A 23,478-nucleotide genomic window follows, 5' to 3' on the forward strand; every position below is an offset into this window, starting at 1 on the left:
AAAAAAATTATAAAACAGTAACAAAGAGAGCCCTTCTTTAATAAATAATACTAAGGAGGGATGACTATGAATAGATTTAAAAATTATGGCTTATGGTTTTCTGTAGCTGCATTTATACCAATGCTTCTAAAAGGCTTTGGCATGGATGTTATTCCTGACAACTACGATCAAATAGTAAATTCATTTTTAGCAATACTTGTATTAGCAGGGATTTTAAATAATCCACAGACAGAGAATAAAGGATTCCTTGATGATAAGACTGATAAAAAAGATTAGAGTAATGACGGAATGTATGGAGTAAATCAGGAAGTGAGATGTTCAAAGTAATGGATAGCTGACAGTGGGGCAATTGACAGTAAAGAAAGTTTTCCTCCAGGCCTCGGAAAATCAACATTTACTGTCAATTGTTAACTGTCAGATTTTACTAAGTTTATCTAAAAAAATCTGGATACCTTTCTTATCAAGAAATACCTCTCCAACCGTAGAAGCATGTTTTAAGTCATCCTTAGATATTCCATGAAAATCAGAGCCAGCTGTAATTATTTTGTTATACTCTTTGGCATATTCTCTAAATTTCTCTGTATCTTCCTGAGAGTTTAAAGAGTAAATAGCCTCAACACCATCAAAAGGAAGCTTCATTAACTCGGCTATATCTAAATTTTTTATTAAAACTGGGTGAGCTAATGAAACCAAACAGTTAACGGATTTTAAGAGCTTTATTCCATCCTCCGTGCTTAGTTTCTTATTAGGGATGTAAGCTGGACTATCCTCACCAATGAATTTTTCGAATATATAATCCCAAGTATAATCGTAGCCTGCATCTACAATAGCTTTTGCAATATGAGGTCTAGCTACAATTCCATGTGCTCCTTCTAAAATTTTTTCATAGTCTAATTTAATATTAAACATATTGTTTAAGTTTTTTACAATCTTTGCTGCTCTATAAATTCTATATTCATTCATCTCTTTTAAATAAGATTTGAACTCATCACTTATCTGTTCAAGAGATTTAAAATATCCTAAAATATGAACAGTTTTGTTTCTATGCAAAGTAGAAAGCTCAATTCCAGGGATCACTTTAATACCTAAATTTTCGCCTTCTAATATAGCCTCATCAATCCCACTTACGGTATCATGGTCTGTCACTGCCATGATATCTACACCTTCTCTTTTTGCAAGATTCACTAGTTCCTTGGGTGAGAGCTTACCATCGGAAGCTTTGGTGTGTAAGTGAAAATCACCTTTTTTGTACAATAAAATCACCTACTTGTAAAAGTTTTTATATTTCTATATATTCTACCACAGTTTTTTAATATATTTAAGTACAGTTTTATGTAGCAATAGAGAGTTTCACACAAATATTAATATGTCATTGTATAACTAATAATATTTAGTTTACATAGAAAAAATAAAAGAATGCACAAAGAATTAAAAAAATTAACTAAAGACTTCTCGGTATAATTATATTTGGAAATTCTTATCTTTGGAAACAGTTAAAATATTAAAGTAATTGGTTTTTCATTTGAATTTATGTTAATATGAGACATGAATTGCAATATAAAATTGTATATATGCATTATTAAAATTTTAATACCATTTAAGGAGGGCAATAAGTGAAAGAATATATTATAGAAGTTGATAAATATGATAAAGAAATTGGGCCTATAGAGAAAATGGAAGCTCATTGTAAAGGAGTATTGCATAGAGCTTTTTCAATATTTGTCTTCAATTCTGATAATAAATTATTATTACACAAAAGGCATATCGCAAAGTATCATTCAGGAGGGCTATGGACTAATACCTGTTGTAGTCATCCTCGATATGGAGAAAAGTTAGAAGATGCAATATATAGAAGACTTAAGGAAGAGATGGGATTTACCTGTGAACTTAGTGAGGTGTTTAGTTTTCCATACGAAGTAAGGTTTGAGAATAATCTAATTGAAAATGAATATGATCATATTTTTATTGGGACTTTTAATGGTGAAGTAATCCCTAATGAAAATGAAGTAGAAGATTTTAAGTGGATTGACATTGCTGAAGTTAAATCTGATATTATAAATAATCCACATTTGTATACTTTTTGGTTTAAATCCTTGTTTAATAGAGTTATAGAATTTATGAAACTTGATTCTGATTGCGATAAATCAATATAACCCATAGAAACAATTTAATCTAGGGCATCATGAAATGATGATTACTACTTATTCTCATAATTATTTTCCAAGATGCCTTAGATTATGTTAATTACTTTCCAGGAGTAAATCCACAATAACCTATCTCATCACATTTAGCTTTCATTTCATTCCATAGGTTAGAATCAGAAAGTGTTTCGATTGAAGAAGGATATAAAATGTGATTTTCCTTATAAATATGATCCCTAAGATTAAAGATTAAAAATTTAGAAGCCTCATTTAAAGAGTTCTTAAATTCTACAAAATTCATTTTAGATACTTCTAAGGCTAAAGTTCTGATTTCTTTCTTTCTAGTTCTTAATAAATCGTGCTCCATTCTCATAATTCTAGTTGGACCAGTAACCCCCCTGTTCTCTAGTTCAGGGAATAATACATCTTCTTCTCTTTTATGATGATTCTCTGCATCAATTATACTCTCAATCACTTTTAATAGATCACCAAATTCAGAAGCTTTTTCATCGTAACTGCTCATATTTTGCAATGTATTATTTAATGATTCTAGTAAATTAAGTAGTTTTAATATTTCGTCGTGTTCTTCAATTAGAGTAGTAAGAACGTGGTCTGGATCTAACTTAACCTTAAGCTTAACTAATTCGTCTTTTAGAACCTCCATATGAATATCACAAAGATGTCTCAAGTCTTCCGGTTTAGTGCCAGTCTCTATTAATTTTTGTTCAGCAAGTGATAGTTCAAGAGGGTCTACCTTTGAAACCATTTCTAGTGCTTCAGCTCTTAATTCTTCAGATATATTTCCGGAATTTAATTTTCTTAATAACTCTACTAATTTTTCCACTTTATCCATAATAAAGCCCTCCTCGTGTTTTTTCCTCTTTATTTGACTTTATTATAGAACTATTTATAATTGTTTACTGTGATTATAATCAAATTTTTTTGATAAGTAATGATATTTCTAAAAGTTTGAATTAAATTATCACTACAATAAACGTGCAATTATTTTCAATAGAGGACTATTTATTAGAGTGAGATTTTAAAAACCTTTGAGGAGATATTCTGCAAAAGTTTCAGCCTTAGCTTTAATATCTTTCGCGTCTAATATAGCTTTAGGGTCATTTGCGGTTTCGGTAATTGTTGCATAAGGTGGAAGTCTAAAGCCCTTATTTATGGTGAGAGCACCTATAAGCTGCTTAGCAACAGAGTCTCCACCAGAGTTTCCTGATACGATTACTCCAAATATAGATTTATCGTAAAATTTAATCTTATGATATAGGACTGTAAGTCTATTTATTGTTGCAGTTAAATTAGCTGCTATGGCATCATTATAGTTTGGACACAACCATATTATTGCATCTGATTCTTCAATAGACGGAAGTACATCTTCTACCATAATACCACCATAAAAGCAGCTGTTTCGTTTGCTATAGTGGACGCATAGCTTATAGGGACATCCTTTGCAGTCCTGTACTTTGCCATTATCAATTTGTATTTCATTTATATTAAGGTTTGTTAAATGTCCTCTTATCATATTCCAAAGCTCTAAAGTGTTAGAAAATTCATTCGGTGAAGAATATAAGACGGTAATTTTCTTATTATCCTTTAAGGGTGAATCTTTGTATTCTAATAATCTTTTACCCAACTTGCTGCATAAATCAAAGCATACTTCCTCTAAAGGTAATGGAATAACCTTTTGCCATGTTAAAAAGTTTCTCAAGCTAGCAGTAGCTTCTACTAAAGGTTTACCAATAAAAGTGCATCCTAAGTTGTTTGATAAAAGTATTGTATCCTGAGCGGAACCTTTAGTTCCAAGTTCTGTGCTGCTGTGAACTAATAATGCAGCAGTTGAGCCATAAAAGAAATTCCTATCCTCATTTTTTAATTCTTCAAAAAAATTAAGCATGGATAAATCAGAACCTGAAAATCCCACTTCTAATGCAAAAAGGATTTTTTTATTTCTAAAATCGGAGCAATCTTTACTAGTCTTCACATATACTACCGAATCAAAGCTGTTGGAAAAACTTTCAATCATCTTTTGTAGTTGTTCAGATGTAGATTCATTTGGAACTATTACATGTAATGTTTCCATGTTTTCACTCCTTTTAGATTTTTAGTTTATGGCTTTAATAAGCTATAAGAATTTGCTATAGGTGTGTTGAAGTCTAGCAAAAAGAGTATCGGGAAGGTTCTCATAGGTTTCAAGCTCGATACCAGAAGTAAGTAATCTGTTTCTGCACCCCATAAAAACACCGCCTAAGAAAGAGGCACTGTAATGCCAATCACCTCTAATAGTTGCTATTAATGAAAGTGACCCAGAAGATAAAGCAGGGGCTATATAAGGTTTAAATCCTATTGAGCGTACCTCTAGATTAGCTTTTTTTGTTCTATCCGTAAGATAATACGAGATTTCTTCGTTATAGTTTTCTATACTATCAGCGATTACAAGACCTTCGCCGTGTGGTCCAAAAGCTCTACCTTCGCTTAAATAGTGTTTGTATTTTTCATTCTGGGAAGCATAGTAAGCTGCTCTTGCATTCATAACTCCAAGGCCATAACCTCTAATTTGCTCAGGAGCAAGACCTTTAAAATCATAATTGTCAGTTTCAGTTTTATTACTTTCCTCAAACACAGTTTTACAAAGCAAGTCAACAGGATCTGAAACAACTGCAAAGAGACCTTTAAAATTATATTTTCTAGCTAGCTTAGAATAATATCCTACAATTTTTGAATTCCCTTGGAACTGAGCAAGTCGAACATCAAAATCCTCCTTACCAACCTCAGGAACTCCAACAGAAACGCAGAAAACAAACATATCACAATTGAATAAAGCATCTTCTGATACGGAAACTATAGGTGGATAGTCATTACTAGAAGAAGGGGAGAGAATTTGATTGCATTCATACTCCCATCTTTTTGCCTTATTCTCATTTTTGTCAAAAATATTAATTTGAGAAATGGAATCACCACCTAAAAGACGAAGCCCAGTAATTAAAGTTCCACCTACATCTCCAAGTCCAACTACAGTCACACTCCACTTTTTAAAGTCAACATTTTCACTAGAAACAATAGGAAATTTACTAGTTAAGACCTTCTGCCAACTAGGATAAGCAGTATTTACAGAAGTAACATTTCTATTATTAATATGCTCTATAATCCAATTAGGTATATTATTACTTTTACTATCGATATTCTTAAGTAAATTCAAGTTTTCTTCTTCGACAAATAAGTTATTCACTGAAGTAACACAAAAACTTCTACGAGATTTTTGTGGATTTAAATAATTAAGAGCAAAAATTCTTCCCTTATAACTAGCAGCATAATCCTCAGATACTTCTTCTAAGGTATACTCTTTATTCCCTATTAATAGTTTATCTTTAAGTTTATAGTAATATAACCTGTTATCCATAATATAGCACCCTTTCTTGCATGTATTGTTTTACAAAGTGTATTTATAAAAGCATGTTTTGTTATCATTCATATAAAAATGGATTGTGGTTGTTTTGTAAAGATGTATATAGTCGATTATGAAGATACATTTAACTGACTTTTTAGCATTATTAGCTTGTAAATTCATGAAATCTTAGAAATCTTGCTTGTCTGAGCGTCAGCGAGTTAGCAAGATTTCTTAGGTTTTGCGAATTTACAAGCTTTAGAATGCTTGAAGACAGTTAACAGTATCGAAGAATTGACTATATACATCGGTATTTAAAGTAACTATCAAGCCATATTCTCGTTATTCAAATGCATGATTCATCCTAGTTAACATCTCCAATTCATTCCTTAAATAACTAGACGCACTCAAATTTAAATTATAATCTACATTTTTACCTAAGTCAGGACATCTAGGTATAGTAAACACCTGACCAAGAGAATATAAATTTAAATTCTTTTCATGAATAATGTGATATTCATCCTCAATAACCTCTAAAATATCAATAGCATTCTCTATACAGGTTCTAGATAAATTATAGATGGCTGATTTAGAGGCACCTCTAATAAATGCAGGATAAGTATAAGGTAAAATTAAATTTATAGAAGGCAATAAGTTTCTTTCAGGGTAAGCACCACGCCAAACAGCATCTCCACCTATAAATGGATATAGAGAATTTTCATTAAACCATATTTTAAGCCTTGGTATAAAATATACACCGTCTACTTCTCTGTTCTGCATATCCATCAAATCTTTTCCTCTTCCAGAAAGAACTCCAACTATTATTTTTTGTATCTTTATATCCTCATTCTTGAAAATAGGGTCTAAGGCTTTTATTCTATAGCCTTTGTGAAGCAAGTTGTCTACTAAGATTACTGGTCTGTTAAAAGACTTCATCATCCTTACTTGAGTTTTTAGGTCAAGATAATGTGGGAACTCAGCAATTCTAAACTTTTTCATATCTGGATTGAATAATTTTTCAGTGTGTAGGGCTTTAGTTACGGTATTTGGTATAACATATCTATCCAATATATCCCCATAGGGTATACACATAGCATCTCCCAATTTTTTTGGAACTAAAGTTTCGGTTGACACATCATTTTCACTGCAAATCTTTCTTATCATAGATTGGTGTACAAAGTTTATGTCAAAAGATAAAATCAGTTCACCAGGATAAAGTTTTGTTATTGACTCTAGTAATTTTCTTCTAGAGTTTGCCAAAACCAATTTTACTCTAGGATCGCTTCTAAAAGGCTCTTTGATTATATTTTGTATATCTAAATTTAGTATGCAAGGTGTATTCATATTAACAGCGTAAACAGGATTGTTGTCATCACAAAAAGGTACTTTTATAAAACCATGAAGTTTTAATAAATTATATATATTTTCGGAGTAATGTTTTATGCCAAAGACATTTTTATAAATACCATATTCATAGTCTTTAGAAACGCACATAGATAAAGTCTCATTTAACAGTAATTGCTCAAATTCTTTGGACTTTTCCGAGTTTCGCATGAAAATACCATCAATTAAAATTATTCTACCCATACTTTTTTCACGGATATATTGAGATACTGATGAATTTTTAAACTCATCATATAACATGGATGAACGAATCCAGTGAAAAACCGAGAAACCTAAAATTTGATTATTATTAGTATTTTTTAGGAATACAATTCTAGGAGATGGTTTTAAGGATATATCTCTTAAAGTATCTTTAAAGCTATTATCAAGTTCAGGAAAGGATTTAGATATCCTATCTATCGTATCTTCTGCAAAGTCTTCTACAACTTCTATATCAAGCAACAGGGACTTAATTAGTGATTTATCCTGAGATTCCCTTTGATAAAATCCATTCTCATATATATATTGCTGTGCCATTGGATCAACGAGACTTGAGATATCCCTATTCTCATCAATATTATTTCTAATTTGTGTAGAACTTATTTCTGAGTATTTAGATGTCAAAGTTAATACCAGAACATCCCCATCTATGTTTTTCACAGTAGTCTCAAATTTTTTGTTTTTTCCTCTCTCAAATACTATATGAGAAAAGCTGTGAATTGAATTTTCTGTTTTTGACGTTTTATAACTAGAGGCATTAGCTATGACATCACTACCAACTGAAATATATACTTCAGAGGATGGAAAATTGTCTCTCAAGACTTTTAAGTCTTTCTCATTTGCAATATTAATTGGATACATGTCAGGGTATATATACATCTTTAATTCATCTGCAATGGACATATTAACTATATTCTTTCTCAAAAGACTTGGAAGGGTTTTCTTAGACCAAGAAAACTCATCTATTGCCAAGTAGACCTCAAAACCTAGGTTTTCCACATATTTTGCAATCTCCTTATGACTTATTGAAAAGGGATCAAAAGTACCAGGGAAAAATGCAATTTTTGATGGTATAGGTATATCAATACCACCATGAAAAAAGGTGAAATCTGAAATAAATCTATAAATGTGATTTAAGCTAGCAGACCTAGTTAAAAATAAAAGTTCTTGATTATCGTTGGCTGTAATAAGTGTAAGAACTTTCTTTGCTATTAACTTGAAAATAGATTCCTTTCTTTGAAAATCATGGATTGAGCTTCCAAATAATTCTTTTCCAATAACGCTGAAGGCAGATTGTTTAACCTGAGATTTATAGTTTCCAAGACCATTTAAAAGAATTCCAAGCATCTTTTTTAATCTATTAGAGTACTCAGTCTCACTCTCCTCAAATCTTGTTCTGTAAGACTCATAATTTGATATTGTTATGCCAATAGTTTTAAGAATTAAAGATTTTAAATTAGTATTCGAGGTTTTAATTTTTACTATAGAATCATCAATAATCTCATCTAGTTCTTTAGGTTGAAGCCATAAAATAGCCTGGCCGGTATATCTTGGTATATATTCAGTAAACTTATTGCCTTCAATTTCAAGTGCTCTAATTAGCTCAACTGCTACTTCATTTCTTTCCGCCAAAGTAAGTCTTGGCATAAGTTCTAGAACTGCCCTTCCAGCTCTATTTCGTACACTCTCTATAGCACTAACCTTTAGTAGGTTACAGAAGTGAATGGCAGTATGAAGGCCATTAGACTGACGATTTTGTAATGCGTAATCTAAAAGAAGTTCTATTTGATTTCTCTTTCTTATCCAGTCAGTAGCAGTTTTTAGGTTACTTAAAAATATATCTGTAACAGTTTTCTGATTTAATTCGCAATAAAGTTTAAATATAGTTATATTTGTTGCTAGATTTAAAGCTATATTTATCTTAAGAAGTAATAGATTTTCAGCAGGAATCTTACTCTTAGTTGTAATAGAACTAAAGTGATTTTTTAAGCTTTCTATAAATTTATGATTTTCAGGAAGTTTATAAATAATAGATAAAATAGTTTCAAGGGTTTGTAATCTTATAATACTACTTCTTTTCTTAAGTCTAGAAAAAACATAAGAAAGAACAGACTCAAGGTTCTCTTCATAAGGGAGTAAGGGTATATATTTGGCTGTTTCTAGTAAAAACAATTCACATTCTGTAGTTCTGTAGCTTTTATTACTGTAATAATCCAAAATTCCATCTCTATAGTACTTTATTAGAGGTTCTCTGCAATTAAGAAAAAGAGAGTTTATCATTATATTTATGCTGTATCCTATGTTAAATCTATGTGAAGCTATTATTTTATGTCCTGGACACAGCATTAAATCAAAGTATTCTTTTAGCAGCTCCAGGCTGCTAATTAAAGGAGGTGGTAGCTCTACATTTTGAGGAATTTCTTTTCTATAATCCTCATCAAAAATAGCAATTAAACTTCCTATAAGTTCAGCACAATGCCTTCTTATATCATCTTCAGGATGAATAAGGTTTTCATACAAGAATTTAATAGTTTGCAGTTTTTGCTGCTGAGTAAGGTAAGTGGAGTACTCTTGAAAGATTCTAATATATTCACGTAAATTCTTCCAATCAGTTTCACTTCGTGCCTGATCTAGTATTGCATCAAGTGAGTATTCATCACGAAGCTGATACATTAGATTTATATTATGATTTATTGAAAGATATTTTAAGTTTTCAACTATGTCATTTCCTTGTAATAAGGTGTAGTTCCTATTTGCCTTTTTCATAAGAGAAAATTTCTTTTTAGGCTCAATATCTGCACCAAGATTTAGAATGAATTCTTCAAAATCTTTTAATTTTGAGTAAACTCTTTTGTATCTTTTGCTCTTTTCTTCATCAACATTTTCAAGTTTACTTAAAATTACATAAAAGGAGTCTTGGAGGGAAAATAGTTTCATCTCAGGTGTTCCATTAATAAATTCATTTTTTACTCTAAAATCAGAATAAATCAAAAGTAAAGATTCAAGAGATAAATTCTCAAGTTCTAAATCCCAGGTGGAATGGTTTATAGCAATGTTTCTAATATAATTTATATTATATTTTTGGAACCATTTATCAGTATAGTAGTAGTGCAAGTGAGGAACTCTTTTTAGTTCTATGCCTTTACAACCATACTTTCCTATATCATGACCTGCAGCGGCACCGGAAACCCTTCCCAAATCAACTGTAACACCTAAAATTTTGAGTTGACGAGCGATATAAAGGGATAGATAATGTACGCCGCACACATGATCTAAAGTGTTATATCCCATTAGTTCACCGTTTATTTTCATCATCTCATAGGTATAATTATCATAAAAAGCTTTTACAAATTTGCGATATTCTTCAGGATGTTCTAGTTCATTTTCTTCCTCTAAGGTCAAAAAATTCATAGGATAGCGACTCTGAAAGCTGACCTCTAGGGAATTTTTTTCAGCGTCACATAACACTCTAAGTATTCTAAGATAAAGTTCGCAGGGACCAGTTAGTTTCCCCGTAAAGGTTATAGAAGAAGCCTCTGGAAAGTTTTTATTTAAAGTATATTCGTATATATAATTTATCCAATCAGAAGGGGACTCCTTACCTACCAATCCATCTAGCAAATCCTTGCATAAATAAAAGGCTCCTTTGGCGGAGAAATCTTTATTATCTATCAGATTACTTAGAATATCTGTAAATGCCTTGGTTCTAATATGAGAATGTACATAATCTCTATCCAAATCCCATTTTTGAAGCCATTTTACACTAGTTAATTTTCTTACTATCTTATTATATATTTCAACGAATGATATACTATTCATGGATACCTCCTTATGTATATTTACAGAAAATTATAAACCTTTTATATATATTTTAAAAGGGTGCATAGGAAAAAAGAACCAACAAAATGGAAATAAGTTAAAAGTGTTACTATAAAAATATAGCTTAACTTATCTTAGTATGGTATAATATTCGGGTGATTTCGACGGTAAAAATAAAGATTTTTATTTTAGTTAAAAGCATTATTGTATCTAGATTAAAAGTTTTAGAGATTACTATACAGTAGCTACAAACTTAGGCTAAGCCTATACTTTGTCTGCTGGTGAAAAAATATATAAACAATGATGGAGGAGTTATACAATATGATAAGCACAAGTAATATAAGTTTAAGATACGGTGGGCGTAAATTATTTGAAGATGTTAACATAAAATTTACACCAGGAAATTGTTATGGAGTAATTGGGGCTAATGGTGCAGGAAAATCTACTTTTTTAAAGATACTTTCTGGAGATGTTGAACCTAATACTGGAGAAGTTATAATTACACCAGGAGAGAGATTAGCTGTTTTAAAGCAAGATCACTTTGAATTTGATGAGTATCCAGTCCTTGAGACAGTAATAATGGGTCACCAAAGATTATATTCTATAATGAAAGAAAAGGATGCCCTTTATGCAAAGCCAGACTTTACAGATGAAGATGGAATAAAGGCATCTGAGCTTGAAGGTGAGTTTGCTGACCTTAATGGTTGGGAAGCTGAGTCAGAAGCAGCTGCGTTATTAATGGGACTTGGAATAGGTGTAGATCTTCAAGATAAATTAATGAAGGATCTAGACGGTTCAGAAAAGGTAAGGGTATTACTTGCTCAAGCTTTATTTGGAAAACCTGATATACTATTACTAGACGAGCCGACAAACCATTTGGATGTAAAATCTATTCAGTGGCTTGAAAACTTTTTAGCAGATTTCGAAAATACAGTAATAGTAGTATCCCACGATAGACACTTCCTAAATAAGATTTGTACTCATATGGTGGATATTGATTTCAGTAAAGTACAAATGTATGTGGGTAACTATGATTTCTGGTATGAATCAAGCCAATTAGCGCTTCAAATGGCTAAGGATCAAAATAAGAAAAAAGAAGAGAAGATAAAAGAGCTAGAAGCTTTCGTTGCTAGATTTAGTGCTAACGCTTCAAAATCAAAGCAGGCTACATCACGTAAAAAGCAGTTAGAGAAGATAACTTTAGATGATATAAAGCCATCTTCACGTAAGTACCCATTTGTTGGATTTAATCCAGACAGAGAAGCAGGAAATGATCTACTTACAGTTGATGGTTTAACTAAAACAATTGATGGCGTAAAAGTTTTAGATAACGTAAGCTTTATAGTAAATAAAGGTGATAAAATTGCCTTTGCAGGAGCAAATGAAATAGCTAAAACTACTTTATTCCAAATATTAATGGGTGAACTAGAAGCCGATAGTGGAAGTTATAAATGGGGAGTAACTACATCACAAGCATACTTCCCTAAGGATAATACAAAGTTCTTCGAGGGTGTGGATTTAAGCCTAGTTGACTGGCTTCGTCAGTTCTCAGATGAAAAATCTGAAAGCTTTATAAGAGGATTCCTTGGAAGAATGCTTTTCTCAGGAGAAGAAGCTCTTAAGAATGCAAATGTACTTTCTGGAGGAGAAAAAGTTCGTTGTATGCTTTCAAGAATGATGCTAAGTGGTGCAAATGTTTTACTTCTTGATGAGCCAACTAACCACCTTGATCTTGAATCTATAACAGCTGTAAATAATGGGTTAATTAACTTCAGTGGAACAATACTCTTTACATCACATGATCATCAGTTTGTTCAAACTGTTGCAAATAGAATTATAGAAATTACTCCAATGGGAATAATTGATAGACAAATGAGCTACGATGAATATCTTGAAAATGCTGATATTCAAAAGCAACTTGAGGAGATGTATAAGTAAAACTATCACCAAATAAATGCACTTAGCATACTATATTAGTGGAATAAAATATGGGGGTATGCTATGTGATTGCTGTAGCTCAGATTCGTGGAGGTAGTTTGGCACCGAATCTTGTTGGGGTGGTGTATTTTAGAGATGTTGCTGGTGGGGTAGATGTGTCTGTGGAGGTTAGGGGACTTCCTAAATATAAGGCTGGTATTGCAAATGCATCACCTATTGGTCCTCATGGATTTCATATACATGATATGGGAAGTTGTGCGGTAGGAGATCCTAAGAACCCATTTGCAGCTGCTGGTGGACACTGGAACCCAACAAATCAGCCGCATGGGAATCATGCTGGGGATTTTCCAGTACTTTTTTCTAATAATGGCTACGCCAGAATGATGTTTTTTACAAACAAGTTTAGAGTTTCAGATATAGTAGGAAAGACTGTGGTAATTCATGAAAATCCAGATGATTACCGTACACAGCCAGCTGGTAATTCAGGTAAAAGGTTAGGTTGTGGAGTTATAAAAGCTTTTACTGCTGTTCCTGAACCAATGCCACGTATGTATTGTTATTAAGAATTTGATATAAGAATTAAGCTCCTCTATTCTATACTTTTGTGCAGAATAGAGGAGCTTAACTTTTAACTTTATTAGGATAATTTTTGTGATTCAATCCTTTCAGCTAATTCATTCAGATAGGTCCATCTTTCATATAAATTATCTAGTTTATTTGTTAATTCTTCCTTTTCTGCTAAAAGCTTTTGTAGTAACTCAAAATCACTTCCAGCTGAATTTATCTTATTATCTAATTCAGAAATTTTGCTTTCGGTTTCTGCAATTACATTATCTATTTCATCAAATTCCTTCTGCTCTTTATAAGAGAATTTTAAAGCTTTGTTTTTCTTTTTTTCCTCTTTGTCGAAAGCTTTTTCCTCTTTTTTTAAGTTATTCTTCTTTTCATCTTCTTGTTTTTTGACTATAAGACCATACTTTTCGACATACTCAGAATAGTTCCCTGTATGGTGTTTTATTTCTCCTGAACCATCAAGGATAAGAAGTTTTTCTACAATTTTATCTAAGAAGTATCTATCATGAGAAACTGTGATCACAGTTCCTTCGAAACTGTCTAAGTAATCCTCTAATATTGTTAAAGTCTGAATATCTAAATCGTTAGTCGGTTCGTCTAGGATTAATACATTTGGTGCTTCCATAAGAACTCTAAGAAGATATAATCTTCTCTTTTCTCCGCCAGATAACTTAGAAATAGGAGTCCACTGCATTTCAGGATTAAATAAGAATCTTTCAAGCATTTTAGCCGCACTAATAGTTTCACCATCTGATGCTTTTAGGAATTCACCAGCTTCTTTTATGTATTGGATAACCCTAAGGTTTTCATCCATCTCTTCATTTTCTTGTGAAAAATAACCTATTTTTACCGTCTCACCGATGTCTACATTTCCACTATCAGGATTAGTTTTTCCTGTAAATATATTAAGAAGGGTTGATTTTCCGACACCATTAGGACCAACTATTCCTAGTCTGTCATTTTTAGAAAAAATATAACTGAAATTTTCTGCTATTTTTTTATCACCAAAGCTCATAGAGATATTATTAAGCTCTATTACCTTTTTTCCAAGTCTTGTGCTTGCTGAAGACATCTGAACCTTATCCTCGATTTGCTCTACTTTACTATTTGCTAGTTCTTCAAATCTATCAATTCTTGCTTTTTGTTTAGTAGTTCTAGCTTTTGCACCTCTTTGAATCCATGCTAGTTCTTTACGGTAAAGATTTTCACGTTTACTTTCAATTGCTCTTTCTAATTCTTCACGTTCGAGTTTTTTCTCTAAAAATATACTGTAGTTCCCACTATAGCTATACAATTTTCCTGCATGAAGTTCCAGTATTCTGTTTGTTACTCTATCTAGGAAGTATCTATCGTGGGTAATCATAAGTAGGGCACCTTTTCTACTGTTTAAATATTGTTCAAGCCATACAACAGTATCATTATCAATGTGGTTAGTTGGTTCATCTAATATAAGTAAATCAGCAGGAGTTATTAGTGCCTGTGCTAAGGCTATTCTCTTTTTCTGACCACCAGAAAGGGTTCCTACTTTGGCTTCAAAATCTAAGATGCTAAGTTTAGTGAGTATAGTTTTAGCATCGCTTTCTATCTGCCATGCATTTAATCCGTCCATTTTCGGAGTCAAATCTAAAAGCTTTCTTTGCAGGTCTGAATCCTCGGGATATTTTTCTAGTGCATTTGTTATGCTTTCATACTCTCTTAAAAGCTTCATCACTGGAGAATCTCCCTTAAAGACTTGTTCCAGCACTGTAGCATCTTCATCAAAATTAGTTAACTGAGATAGAAAATTTGTTGTTAGCTTATTGGCAGTAATTATATTACCACTATCATAAGTTTCTACACCTGCAACAATTTTAAGTAGTGTAGATTTACCTGTACCATTTATTCCGATAAGACCTATTTTTTCTCCTTCGCTTATGGAAAGAGATATGTTGTCTAGTAACATTCTTTCTCCATAACTTTTATATATATTTTCTAAAGATATTAAATTCATTAGGTTCACTTATCCTTTCTGACTCGTATTCATTAGTAAAATTTAAAATATAAAATCTACTATTAAGTATATTGTTATATAAGCATTTTTTCAACTATATATAGAGTTTCTAGTTTTAAAATTAACTTGTTCAGAAGGATATGCTAGTAATTATGAAAGTACATTTAAATACTTTGAACTTATTAAAAGTATTTATTAATGGGTAGGAATTGGTAGCATATTCTAGCGTATAAGTTAAAGCTCTACTTCGAAATCTTATGGTAGTAAGTTACCTAATAAATAATACAATTCAATTATGAAAAATTATAACCACATTTGAGTAATTTAGGTTATAATATAAAGATGAGATTGTTAGTTCTGTTTGGAGGTGAAAGAATGAATTTAGATGCAGCACAAAAGAGAATAATTCATAGCAAGGTTTTAGGTTATAACTTAGTAAGAGGGGCAGAAGGTTCCGGAAAGACAACTATAGCAGTAAATAGAAGTGTTTATTTAAAGGATAACTATTGTTTGTATGAAACTGATAAAGTTTTAATGATAGCACAAAATGATAAGCATCTTCACTATATAAAGGAAATTCTCCATATGACAGAAGAAGAGAGTCAGACAGAGCTTATAACTCTATTTTCGAATCAAGTGGACAAGGTACACCTTGAAACTATTGATAATATCGTATATAGTTATTTTTTGAAATATAAAAGTAATGATAAGGTTAATAGTGAACTTATTTCAGATAATGATAAGAAAGCGGTTATCTTGGAGTGCATAGAGGAAATAAAAAAAATCTATAAACATGTGAAAATACTAGATAAAAAATATATTGATTTTTTTATAGAGGAAATAAATTGGATTAAGGATTGTAGTTATTTGGATCTGAATTGTTATCAAAATTCAGATAGAGTAGGAAGAAAAGTAATCAAAGGGAAAGGTCCTCAAAGGCTTTTAAAGAATTCTATGGCTAGAGAAGCTATCTTTAATCTTATGGTTTTATATAATAAAATACTAAGTGAAAAAAAGTTGATTGATGCTAGAGATATAATATTACTTGCAACTAAATATGCTAAAAATAATATAGAAAAATACACACACATAATAGTAGATGACAGCCAAAACTTAACTAAAGTTCAATTAGACTTTTTAGACGCATTATGTAGTAAAAAGACATATTCTAATATAATGCTGATTGTAAATAGGGATGGATATTTAAATGAAAATGGTTGGATTATAAAAGGACGCAAATTTTCTAGCTTAAATTTAGAAGAGAATATTAAAAAATATTCATTAACTAAAAGCTATGTTTCTGATAAGAGACTGAGGGAAAGCGAATATGAAAAGAACAGGACTATTTATAAAAGAGCTATTGCTGATTCAAATATAAAATTAGAGGAACAATTAAAGTATAGTGAAATTGGCACAGGGTACCTAAATGCTAGTGAAGAATCGGCAAATAAACTATTATTATGTGAAGACATTGAAGAGAAATACATGGATAAAGGGACGATCGAAATGGATAAGAAGAGTTCAGTATTTATAGAAAGCTTTGAGTACTGTGATCTAAGGCACAATAGAAAATTTCAGTTTTCGAGGGATTTAAATAATATATCAGAAATTATAGTTAAGAATGAAGATAGCGAAGATATATATAACAGTGATGAGCTAAGAGAGTTAACTATTTTTAGTGATATAGCTGCTGGAGAGCCAATATTAATCAATCCAGATGTTCAGGGTGACTTTTTTATACCTAATTATTGGCTAAAGGGAATAAAGGATTGCTTCATACTAAAGGTTAAAGGTGATAGTATGATAGAGGCCAGCATTGAGGATGGAGACTGCGTAGTAATTCGTAAGCAATCTACTGCTCAAAATAATGATATTGTGGCTGTAGACTTAGATGGAAGCGCTACCTTAAAGAGGCTGCAAATAGGTAAGGGTAGAATAGTGCTTATGCCTGAAAATGAAAAATACAGTCCTATAGAAGTTACTGATAATGAGGTTGGTGTTATAGGGGTAGCAGTTGGAGTAGTAAAACAAAAAAATTTAATTTAAAACTTATAAATAACCGTTGGTAAAAATATAAAAGTACTAAGATTTTAGATTATACTTTATTATAAATGAATATATTAAGTATGTATTAGATTAAAACTTAATTTTTAAACTTTGGAGTTGTTAGAATGTCTCAAAAAACTATTATAAAAGAAGAAATAAAAATTAAAGTAAGTAGACCTAAAATGTTTAAGGTACTAGTTCATAATGATGATTATACAACGATGGAATTTGTTGTTGAAGTACTTGTAAAAGTATTTAAAAGGTCAGTAATTGAAGCTACACAAATCATGTATGACGTACATAAAAAGGGTATAGGAGTAGCGGGGGTATATTCCTACGACATAGCTTCAACAAAAACTATACAGGCAATGACTATGGCTGAAAAAAGTGGATTTCCACTAAAATTTAGTATGGAAGAGGAATAGAGATGAGGTTAGATAGAACAGTAAATGAAGTTATCACTGCAGCTTATAATGAAGCGAAATATTCTAATCATGAGTATTTTACTCCAGAGCATATCTTATACGCTTCACTATTTTTTAGTGAGGGGAGAGATATCATAGAGCACTGTGGTGGAGATATAGAAGAAGTAAAAAGTGATCTAGTTAGATATTTCCATGAAAATGTAGATACTGCATTAGGTGTTGAGCCCCTTGAGACTAAAGGACTTCAAAATATAATTACATCAGCAGGGGAACACGTTCTAGCAGCAGAAAAAAGCGTAATAAAGCTAGGAGACATATTTGTAGCTATTTATGATCAGGAACAAAGTTTTGCTAGTTATTTTCTAAAAAAGCAAGGGATTAAAAGAATAGACATCTTGAATTATATTACTCATGGATTATATGAAGAGGAGTCATATTACCTTGAAGATGATAATTTTGAAGCATATGACGAGGATGAGGAATTCGAAGAGTTTAAAAAGTTTATGGAAGAAGACGAAGAGCATTTAGAAGAATTTGAAATGAAAAAGAAAGAAAGAACAAACCTAATGGATTATGCTGTGGACCTTACAGAAAAGGCAGGGAATGGAGAGGTTGATCCTTTAATTAGTAGAGAAGATATACTGCAGAGAACTATACAAGTTTTATCAAGAAGGCTTAAAAATAATCCTATTCATGTAGGTGAACCAGGAGTGGGAAAAACAGCTATTACTGAAGGTTTAGCAAGATTAATTGTGTTAAATAAGGTGCCAAAGTCACTTCAAAAAAGTAAGATATATTCACTTGACATGGGTGCATTGCTTGCAGGAACTAAATATCGAGGAGACTTTGAAGAGAGAATTAAAAAATTACTCAAGAAGATAGAAAAAGAGGAAAAACCTATTGTATATATTGACGAAATTCATACTATAATTGGGGCTGGATCAGTTTCCGGTGGGTCTATGGATGCATCAAATATTTTAAAGCCTTTTTTAACAAAGGGAAAAATAAAATTTATAGGATCTACAACATATGACGAATACAAAAAGATTTTTGAAAAAGATAAGGCTTTATCTAGAAGATTCCAAAAAATAGAAGTTCCAGAACCAAGTGTAGAGGATGCTTATAATATTTTAATTGGACTTAAAGAAAACTACGAAAAGTTCCATAATGTAAAATACACAGATGAGGCATTAAAGGTTGCTGTAGAGCTTTCCGCTAAGTATATAAATGATAGATACCTTCCAGATAAAGCTATTGATGTAATGGATGAGGCTGGAGCTTATGCTAAGCTTCAATCAGAGAATAATAAGGCTGTGATTATTGAAGCAAAGGACATAGAAAAGATAATTTCCTCTATGGCAAGGATACCGGAGCAAAGTGTATCTGTGAGTGAAACAGATATTCTAAAGAATTTAGAAAAGAATTTAAAGGAAAAGATATTTGGTCAGGATAAGGCTGTTGAAATTTTGGTTCGTTCTATAAAAAAATCTCGTGCTGGTTTTAATGATGAAAACAAAACAGTAGCAAACTTGCTATTTGTTGGACCTACCGGGGTAGGAAAAACAGAAATTTCTAAGCAGCTATCAAAGAAATTAAATATACCTTTAATAAGATTTGATATGAGCGAATATCAAGAAAAGCACAGTGTTGCAAGGCTTGTTGGGGCGCCTCCTGGATATGTTGGTTATGAGGAAGGTGGACTATTAACTGATGCTGTTAAAAAGAATCCTTATTGTGTTTTGTTACTCGACGAGATTGAAAAAGTTCATCCAGATGTTTTAAATATACTACTTCAATTAATGGACTATGCTACCCTTACAGATAGTACAGGAAAGAAAACAGATTTTAGAAATGTTATACTTATAATGACATCTAATGCTGGGGCAAGGTCCGTAGGTAAAGCTTTAATGGGCTTTGGTGAAAGAATAAATAATGAAGGAGTAATTGCTGAAGAGGTAGAGAGGGTCTTTTCTCCAGAGTTTAGAAATAGACTTGATGATATAGTTGTATTTAATAGAATGGATGAAAGCATGGCAACGCTTGTAGCTAAAAAGGCAATATCAGAATTTGAGAAAAAGCTTTTAGAAAAAGGTATAAAAATTGAAGTTACTGATAGATGTTATGAATGGCTAGCTAAAAAGGGATTGTCATTAGAGTATGGAGCAAGAGAAATAATAAGAATTGTTCAGCACGAAATTAAGCCTTATTTCGTGGACCAGGTTTTGTTTGGTGATAAGGACTGTAATGGGATTTATATAGTAGATATTAAGGATAGCAAGATCACAATAGACATAAGCTGAAAAATTGAAGACTCTGACTTAGAAAAGTTGGAGTCTTATCAATGAGTAATTATTTCAAATTTAAGATTTAAGCTTTAGAGGAGTTGGAACAATGAATAAAGTAACAGAACAGGATTTTATTAAGATACCTTTATTTGATAAATTAGATAAGTCAACTTTAGAACTGCTATTATCCAAATCATCAAAACTAAAGCTTAGTAAAGGAGAAGTACTTTTCCACGAGAGGCAAGAGGTAGATAAAATATATCTAATTCTAAAAGGAAAAGTAACTATGTTTAGAAGCTCAGAAGAAGGTCAAAAGAGAGTTATTTATATTTTAAATGATGGTGAGCTTATAAATGAGGTTATCTTTGATGAGCTGGCTGCGTCTATAAATTGTGAAGCATTTGAGGAAACCTATATATTGTATTTTCAAAGAAAAGACTTATTAGAAATTATGGCTGGAGATTTTAATCTTACAAAGAGAATAATAGATTCAATGGCGAGGAAAATTAGAAGACTATACAGGCAGTTAAAAAACACTGTACCACTTAAATTAGATAAGAAGGTTGCAGCAAAGCTATGGAAACTATCTAAAGATTATGGGGTAGAAACTGAGGGCGGCACTTTAATAAATATAAATATTAGTATAACTTATTTAGCAGATATGCTTGGAAGTACAAGGGAAACTATTTCAAGATGTGTAAATGGTTTCGAAAAAAAAGGCATGATTAAAATAATAGGGAAGAAAATAATAGTTAGAGACCCTAAGGAGTTATCTATTTACTTTAGGGGAAAATAGAGGATTGAAGGTTAATTAGCGATTCATCTAATTTATAAGCATTTTAGCTAAAAACTGAAAAAAGCATTGCATACCTAAGTAGAAAAATTACTTGGATATGCAATGCTTTTTTGGAGAGATAATACAAAGAACAAGAAATAACAATTATTAGTGCATTCAAATAAAAGCCTTTTAAACAAGTTACAAAGTGTTTTATTTATGCTCACATATTAACACTTTAATTAATATAATATAAGCATAGTGTGAATATGGAGGAGTTTTAGATGAACATTGTAGTAAATTTTTATATGCAATCAGAGGATGAAGAGGATAGCTATGAAGAATTACTTGTAGGAATGAATGGTAATAGCCCATTGTACTTAAGTTTGCAAACTGGAGATGTAATTATTCCACCAGATAACGAGAATAATGAGTTTGTGATTGATAAGATTGTGAAAAATCTTTGTAATGGAGAAATCGATGTTTACGTTTCCAAGTCGAAAGATGTTGGAGAATTGTTTGAAGAAATAGGTGCATTTGCTAATAATACTTTAAAAAACATGTTCAGCACTCTTGGAGTCAATATCCATGATATTGGTAATGATGAAGATGAAGAAAGGGCAGAAAATAAAGCGGATAAGTATTTAAAGGACGTTAAATATGAAGAAATAGAAAAGGATAAATAGGGTGCGGAGAATTATTAGAGTAGATAGCTATCGAATAAATTAAGTTAGGAAAGAAAAAACTGTCACGACAAAAAGTGACAGTTTTTTCTTGTGATTTTATAAGTTTTTTATCAAACGTGATAAATATCACATTATTTTTTTTTGAGATATGTTATGTTAAATGTATAACGAAGATGATCGATGAATAGTTAAAAGGAGAGTTGATAAAATGTTCAGTGAAGAAATTAGCAAGCTAAGTTCGGCAGCAGTAAATAAGTCAGCTTTGTTTAAGAGAAGTAAGGGTAAATATTTAGTTGCTTCTGCACTAGCAGGTATGTTTGTAGGATTTGGAATTATACTTATTTTTACCATTGGAGGTCTTTTAGGGGCTGTAGGATCACCAGCTACAAAAATTGTAATGGGTGCATCTTTCGGAATAGCCTTAAGCTTAGTTTTAGCAGCTGGTTCAGAATTATTTACTGGTAATAACATGATTATGCCAATAGGAGCCTTAGAGAAAAAAGTTAAATGGAGTTCAGTTTGGAATATATGGATTTTTAGTTGGATTGGAAACCTTTTAGGTTCTGTAATACTAGCTGCACTTTTTGTTGCGTCTGGATTATGGAAAGGCGCTACAGCTGAGTTTATTTTGAAAACTTCTGCAGCGAAGATGTCTGCACCATTCGTGGAACTTTTTGTAAGGGGAATTTTATGTAATATTTTAGTTTGTTTAGCAGTATGGTGTTTCTTTAAGTTAAAAGATGAAGCAGCAAAACTTATAATGGTATTCTGGTGTTTATTTGCCTTCATAACATCAGGTTTTGAGCACAGTATAGCAAATATGACACTGCTTTCAATAGGTTTAATGATTCCACATAAGTTGCCTGTCACATTAGGTGGATTTGGGTACAATTTAGCAGCGGTAACTCTTGGAAATATTGTTGGTGGAATGTTATTCGTGGGAATTGCTTATTGGTATGTTTCTAAAAAAGGAACAGATGAAATAAATAATACAAATAATAAGATTGCATAAGGAGGGTTAAAATGGGCTTTATAATGAATAATGAGAAGTTCAATAGTTTTTTAAATTCAATAGGACAAGAGTATAAAATATATGCTCCAGTACTTTTAAAGGGTAAAGGTGCTTTTTCAGATACAGATACAGTTAGATATCAGCAAATCAAAACTGTAGAAGAAATAGTTTTTGATAAAAAATCAAACTTTTCACCAAAGGAAGTTATACTTCCAATAACTCAAACCTTGTTCTATTTTACTGAAGATAGTGTAACGGAACCTAAAGTTGATGATAAAAAAATTCTAATATTCTTAAGAAGCTGCGATATTCATGCTGTAAGAAGATTAGATCAAATATACTTAAAAAATGGATTTGAAGATCCGTACTACAAGAAATTGAGAGAGAAAGTTAAATTTGTACTTATGGAATGTGAAAAAAGTTTTGAAAACTGTTTTTGCGTAAGTATGGGAAGTAATAAAACTGAAGAGTATGATTTGTTTGTAAGAGCACAGGAGGGACAAGTGCTTGTTGAATGCAAGGATGAAAGCTTTAAGACATACTTTGCAGAAGATAAGAAAGAGGAGGTAACTCCAAACTTTATAGAATCAAACGAAGTAGAAGTAAATATACCAGAAGGCCTAGATCAAAATGTATTTAAATGGGATGGTTGGAAAGAGTATTCACAAAGATGTATTGCTTGTGGAAAATGTAATGCGGTTTGTGGAACATGTAGCTGTTTTACAATGCAGGATATATTCTATAAAGATAATGGAAAAGTTGGAGAGAGAAGAAGAGTTTGGGCTTCTTGCCAAATTGATGGCTATACTGATATGGCTGGTGGACATAGCTTTAGAAAAGATAAGGGTGACAGAATGAGATTTAAAGTTATGCACAAGGTTTATGATTTTAATAAGAGATTTGGATATCATATGTGTGTAGGTTGCGGAAGATGTGATGATGTGTGTCCTCAATATATATCATTCTCAAATTGTGTAAACAAATTAAATGAAGCAGTGAAAGAGGTGTAGT

17 protein-coding genes are annotated in these 23,478 nt (G+C 31.6%); 11 read left to right on the plus strand and 6 right to left on the minus strand.

All coding sequences use genetic code 11. The annotated features are described in order from the left end of the window. The first annotated feature begins 66 nt into the window (after positions 1-66). Complete coding sequence (locus AC0N0V_RS07990; protein WP_474463379.1) at positions 67-276, plus strand: holin; 210 nt, start codon at positions 67-69, stop codon at positions 274-276. Between the two features lie 138 nt (positions 277-414). Here AC0N0V_RS07990 and AC0N0V_RS07995 read toward each other — a convergent pair whose 3' ends face one another. Next, positions 415-1,254 carry a PHP domain-containing protein gene (locus AC0N0V_RS07995; protein WP_474464484.1) on the minus strand — a complete coding sequence of 280 codons (840 nt, stop codon included), beginning with the start codon at positions 1,252-1,254 and terminating at the stop codon, positions 415-417. A 359-nt stretch (positions 1,255-1,613) separates the two neighbouring features. Here AC0N0V_RS07995 and idi point away from each other — a divergent pair, with 359 nt between their 5' ends. Continuing rightward, entirely contained in the window at positions 1,614-2,153 is a 540-nt protein-coding gene (gene idi, locus AC0N0V_RS08000; RefSeq protein WP_474463380.1) for an isopentenyl-diphosphate Delta-isomerase, read from the plus strand. 91 nt (positions 2,154-2,244) lie between these two features. On the opposite strand, the gene AC0N0V_RS08005 is transcribed toward idi, so the two are convergent. The 4 genes from AC0N0V_RS08005 to AC0N0V_RS08020 all read right to left on the minus strand — a co-directional run bounded on the left by AC0N0V_RS08005 (position 2,245) and on the right by AC0N0V_RS08020 (position 10,737). Next, positions 2,245-2,994: a DUF438 domain-containing protein gene (locus tag AC0N0V_RS08005; RefSeq protein WP_474463381.1), complete on the minus strand. Its 750-nt coding sequence runs from the start codon at positions 2,992-2,994 to the stop codon at positions 2,245-2,247. 186 nt (positions 2,995-3,180) lie between these two features. Continuing rightward, positions 3,181-4,233 (minus strand): flavodoxin family protein, encoded by a 1,053-nt coding sequence (locus tag AC0N0V_RS08010; protein ID WP_474463382.1) that lies wholly within the window; start codon positions 4,231-4,233, stop codon positions 3,181-3,183. Between the two features lie 42 nt (positions 4,234-4,275). Beyond that, entirely contained in the window at positions 4,276-5,550 is a 1,275-nt protein-coding gene (locus tag AC0N0V_RS08015; RefSeq protein ID WP_474463383.1) for a lactate/malate family dehydrogenase, read from the minus strand. Positions 5,551-5,877: 327 nt separating this feature from the next. Continuing rightward, on the minus strand, positions 5,878-10,737 hold the full coding sequence (locus AC0N0V_RS08020) for a nucleotidyl transferase family protein (RefSeq protein WP_474463385.1): 4,860 nt from the start codon (positions 10,735-10,737) through the stop codon (positions 5,878-5,880). A 321-nt stretch (positions 10,738-11,058) separates the two neighbouring features. On the opposite strand from AC0N0V_RS08020, the gene AC0N0V_RS08025 reads away from it, so the two are divergent. Beyond that, entirely contained in the window at positions 11,059-12,675 is a 1,617-nt protein-coding gene (locus tag AC0N0V_RS08025; RefSeq protein ID WP_474463387.1) for an ABC-F family ATP-binding cassette domain-containing protein, read from the plus strand. A 65-nt stretch (positions 12,676-12,740) separates the two neighbouring features. Further along, on the plus strand, positions 12,741-13,238 hold the full coding sequence (locus AC0N0V_RS08030; protein ID WP_474463389.1) for a superoxide dismutase family protein: 498 nt from the start codon (positions 12,741-12,743) through the stop codon (positions 13,236-13,238). A gap of 74 nt (positions 13,239-13,312) precedes the next feature. Here AC0N0V_RS08030 and AC0N0V_RS08035 read toward each other — a convergent pair whose 3' ends face one another. Continuing rightward, complete coding sequence (locus AC0N0V_RS08035) at positions 13,313-15,238, minus strand: ABC-F family ATP-binding cassette domain-containing protein (protein WP_474463391.1); 1,926 nt, start codon at positions 15,236-15,238, stop codon at positions 13,313-13,315. 375 nt (positions 15,239-15,613) lie between these two features. Between AC0N0V_RS08035 and AC0N0V_RS08040 the strand changes: the two genes are divergently transcribed. The 7 genes from AC0N0V_RS08040 to asrA all read left to right on the plus strand — a co-directional run bounded on the left by AC0N0V_RS08040 (position 15,614) and on the right by asrA (position 23,477). Then, complete coding sequence (locus tag AC0N0V_RS08040) at positions 15,614-17,284, plus strand: LexA family protein (protein WP_474463393.1); 1,671 nt, start codon at positions 15,614-15,616, stop codon at positions 17,282-17,284. A 125-nt stretch (positions 17,285-17,409) separates the two neighbouring features. Further along, a complete protein-coding gene (locus AC0N0V_RS08045; protein ID WP_474463395.1) occupies positions 17,410-17,709 on the plus strand; it encodes an ATP-dependent Clp protease adaptor ClpS in 300 nt (99 codons plus the stop codon). A gap of 2 nt (positions 17,710-17,711) precedes the next feature. Then, positions 17,712-20,009, plus strand: coding sequence for an ATP-dependent Clp protease ATP-binding subunit ClpA (gene clpA, locus AC0N0V_RS08050; RefSeq protein WP_474463397.1), 2,298 nt, complete (start codon positions 17,712-17,714; stop codon positions 20,007-20,009). A gap of 91 nt (positions 20,010-20,100) precedes the next feature. Beyond that, complete coding sequence (locus tag AC0N0V_RS08055; protein WP_474463399.1) at positions 20,101-20,790, plus strand: Crp/Fnr family transcriptional regulator; 690 nt, start codon at positions 20,101-20,103, stop codon at positions 20,788-20,790. Between the two features lie 263 nt (positions 20,791-21,053). After that, entirely contained in the window at positions 21,054-21,455 is a 402-nt protein-coding gene (locus AC0N0V_RS08060; RefSeq protein WP_474463401.1) for a hypothetical protein, read from the plus strand. 208 nt (positions 21,456-21,663) lie between these two features. Beyond that, positions 21,664-22,467: a formate/nitrite transporter family protein gene (locus AC0N0V_RS08065; RefSeq protein WP_474463403.1), complete on the plus strand. Its 804-nt coding sequence runs from the start codon at positions 21,664-21,666 to the stop codon at positions 22,465-22,467. 11 nt (positions 22,468-22,478) lie between these two features. Further along, entirely contained in the window at positions 22,479-23,477 is a 999-nt protein-coding gene (gene asrA / locus AC0N0V_RS08070) for an anaerobic sulfite reductase subunit AsrA (protein WP_474463405.1), read from the plus strand. Position 23,478: the final 1 nt, after the last annotated feature.

The organism is Clostridium sp. CS1-1, from assembly GCF_056135525.1.

Coding starts and splice junctions, on each gene's coding strand:
- AC0N0V_RS07990 (WP_474463379.1), top strand. CDS start 67: ATGAATAGATTTAAAAATTATGGCTTATGGTTTTCTGTAGCTGCATTT.
- AC0N0V_RS08005 (WP_474463381.1), bottom strand. CDS start 2,994: ATGGATAAAGTGGAAAAATTAGTAGAGTTATTAAGAAAATTAAATTCC.
- AC0N0V_RS08010 (WP_474463382.1), bottom strand. CDS start 4,233: ATGGAAACATTACATGTAATAGTTCCAAATGAATCTACATCTGAACAA.
- AC0N0V_RS08015 (WP_474463383.1), bottom strand. CDS start 5,550: ATGGATAACAGGTTATATTACTATAAACTTAAAGATAAACTATTAATA.
- AC0N0V_RS08020 (WP_474463385.1), bottom strand. CDS start 10,737: ATGAATAGTATATCATTCGTTGAAATATATAATAAGATAGTAAGAAAA.
- AC0N0V_RS08025 (WP_474463387.1), top strand. CDS start 11,059: ATGATAAGCACAAGTAATATAAGTTTAAGATACGGTGGGCGTAAATTA.
- AC0N0V_RS08035 (WP_474463391.1), bottom strand. CDS start 15,238: ATGAATTTAATATCTTTAGAAAATATATATAAAAGTTATGGAGAAAGA.
- AC0N0V_RS08040 (WP_474463393.1), top strand. CDS start 15,614: ATGAATTTAGATGCAGCACAAAAGAGAATAATTCATAGCAAGGTTTTA.
- AC0N0V_RS08045 (WP_474463395.1), top strand. CDS start 17,410: ATGTCTCAAAAAACTATTATAAAAGAAGAAATAAAAATTAAAGTAAGT.
- clpA (WP_474463397.1), top strand. CDS start 17,712: ATGAGGTTAGATAGAACAGTAAATGAAGTTATCACTGCAGCTTATAAT.
- AC0N0V_RS08055 (WP_474463399.1), top strand. CDS start 20,101: ATGAATAAAGTAACAGAACAGGATTTTATTAAGATACCTTTATTTGAT.
- AC0N0V_RS08060 (WP_474463401.1), top strand. CDS start 21,054: ATGAACATTGTAGTAAATTTTTATATGCAATCAGAGGATGAAGAGGAT.
- AC0N0V_RS08065 (WP_474463403.1), top strand. CDS start 21,664: ATGTTCAGTGAAGAAATTAGCAAGCTAAGTTCGGCAGCAGTAAATAAG.
- asrA (WP_474463405.1), top strand. CDS start 22,479: ATGGGCTTTATAATGAATAATGAGAAGTTCAATAGTTTTTTAAATTCA.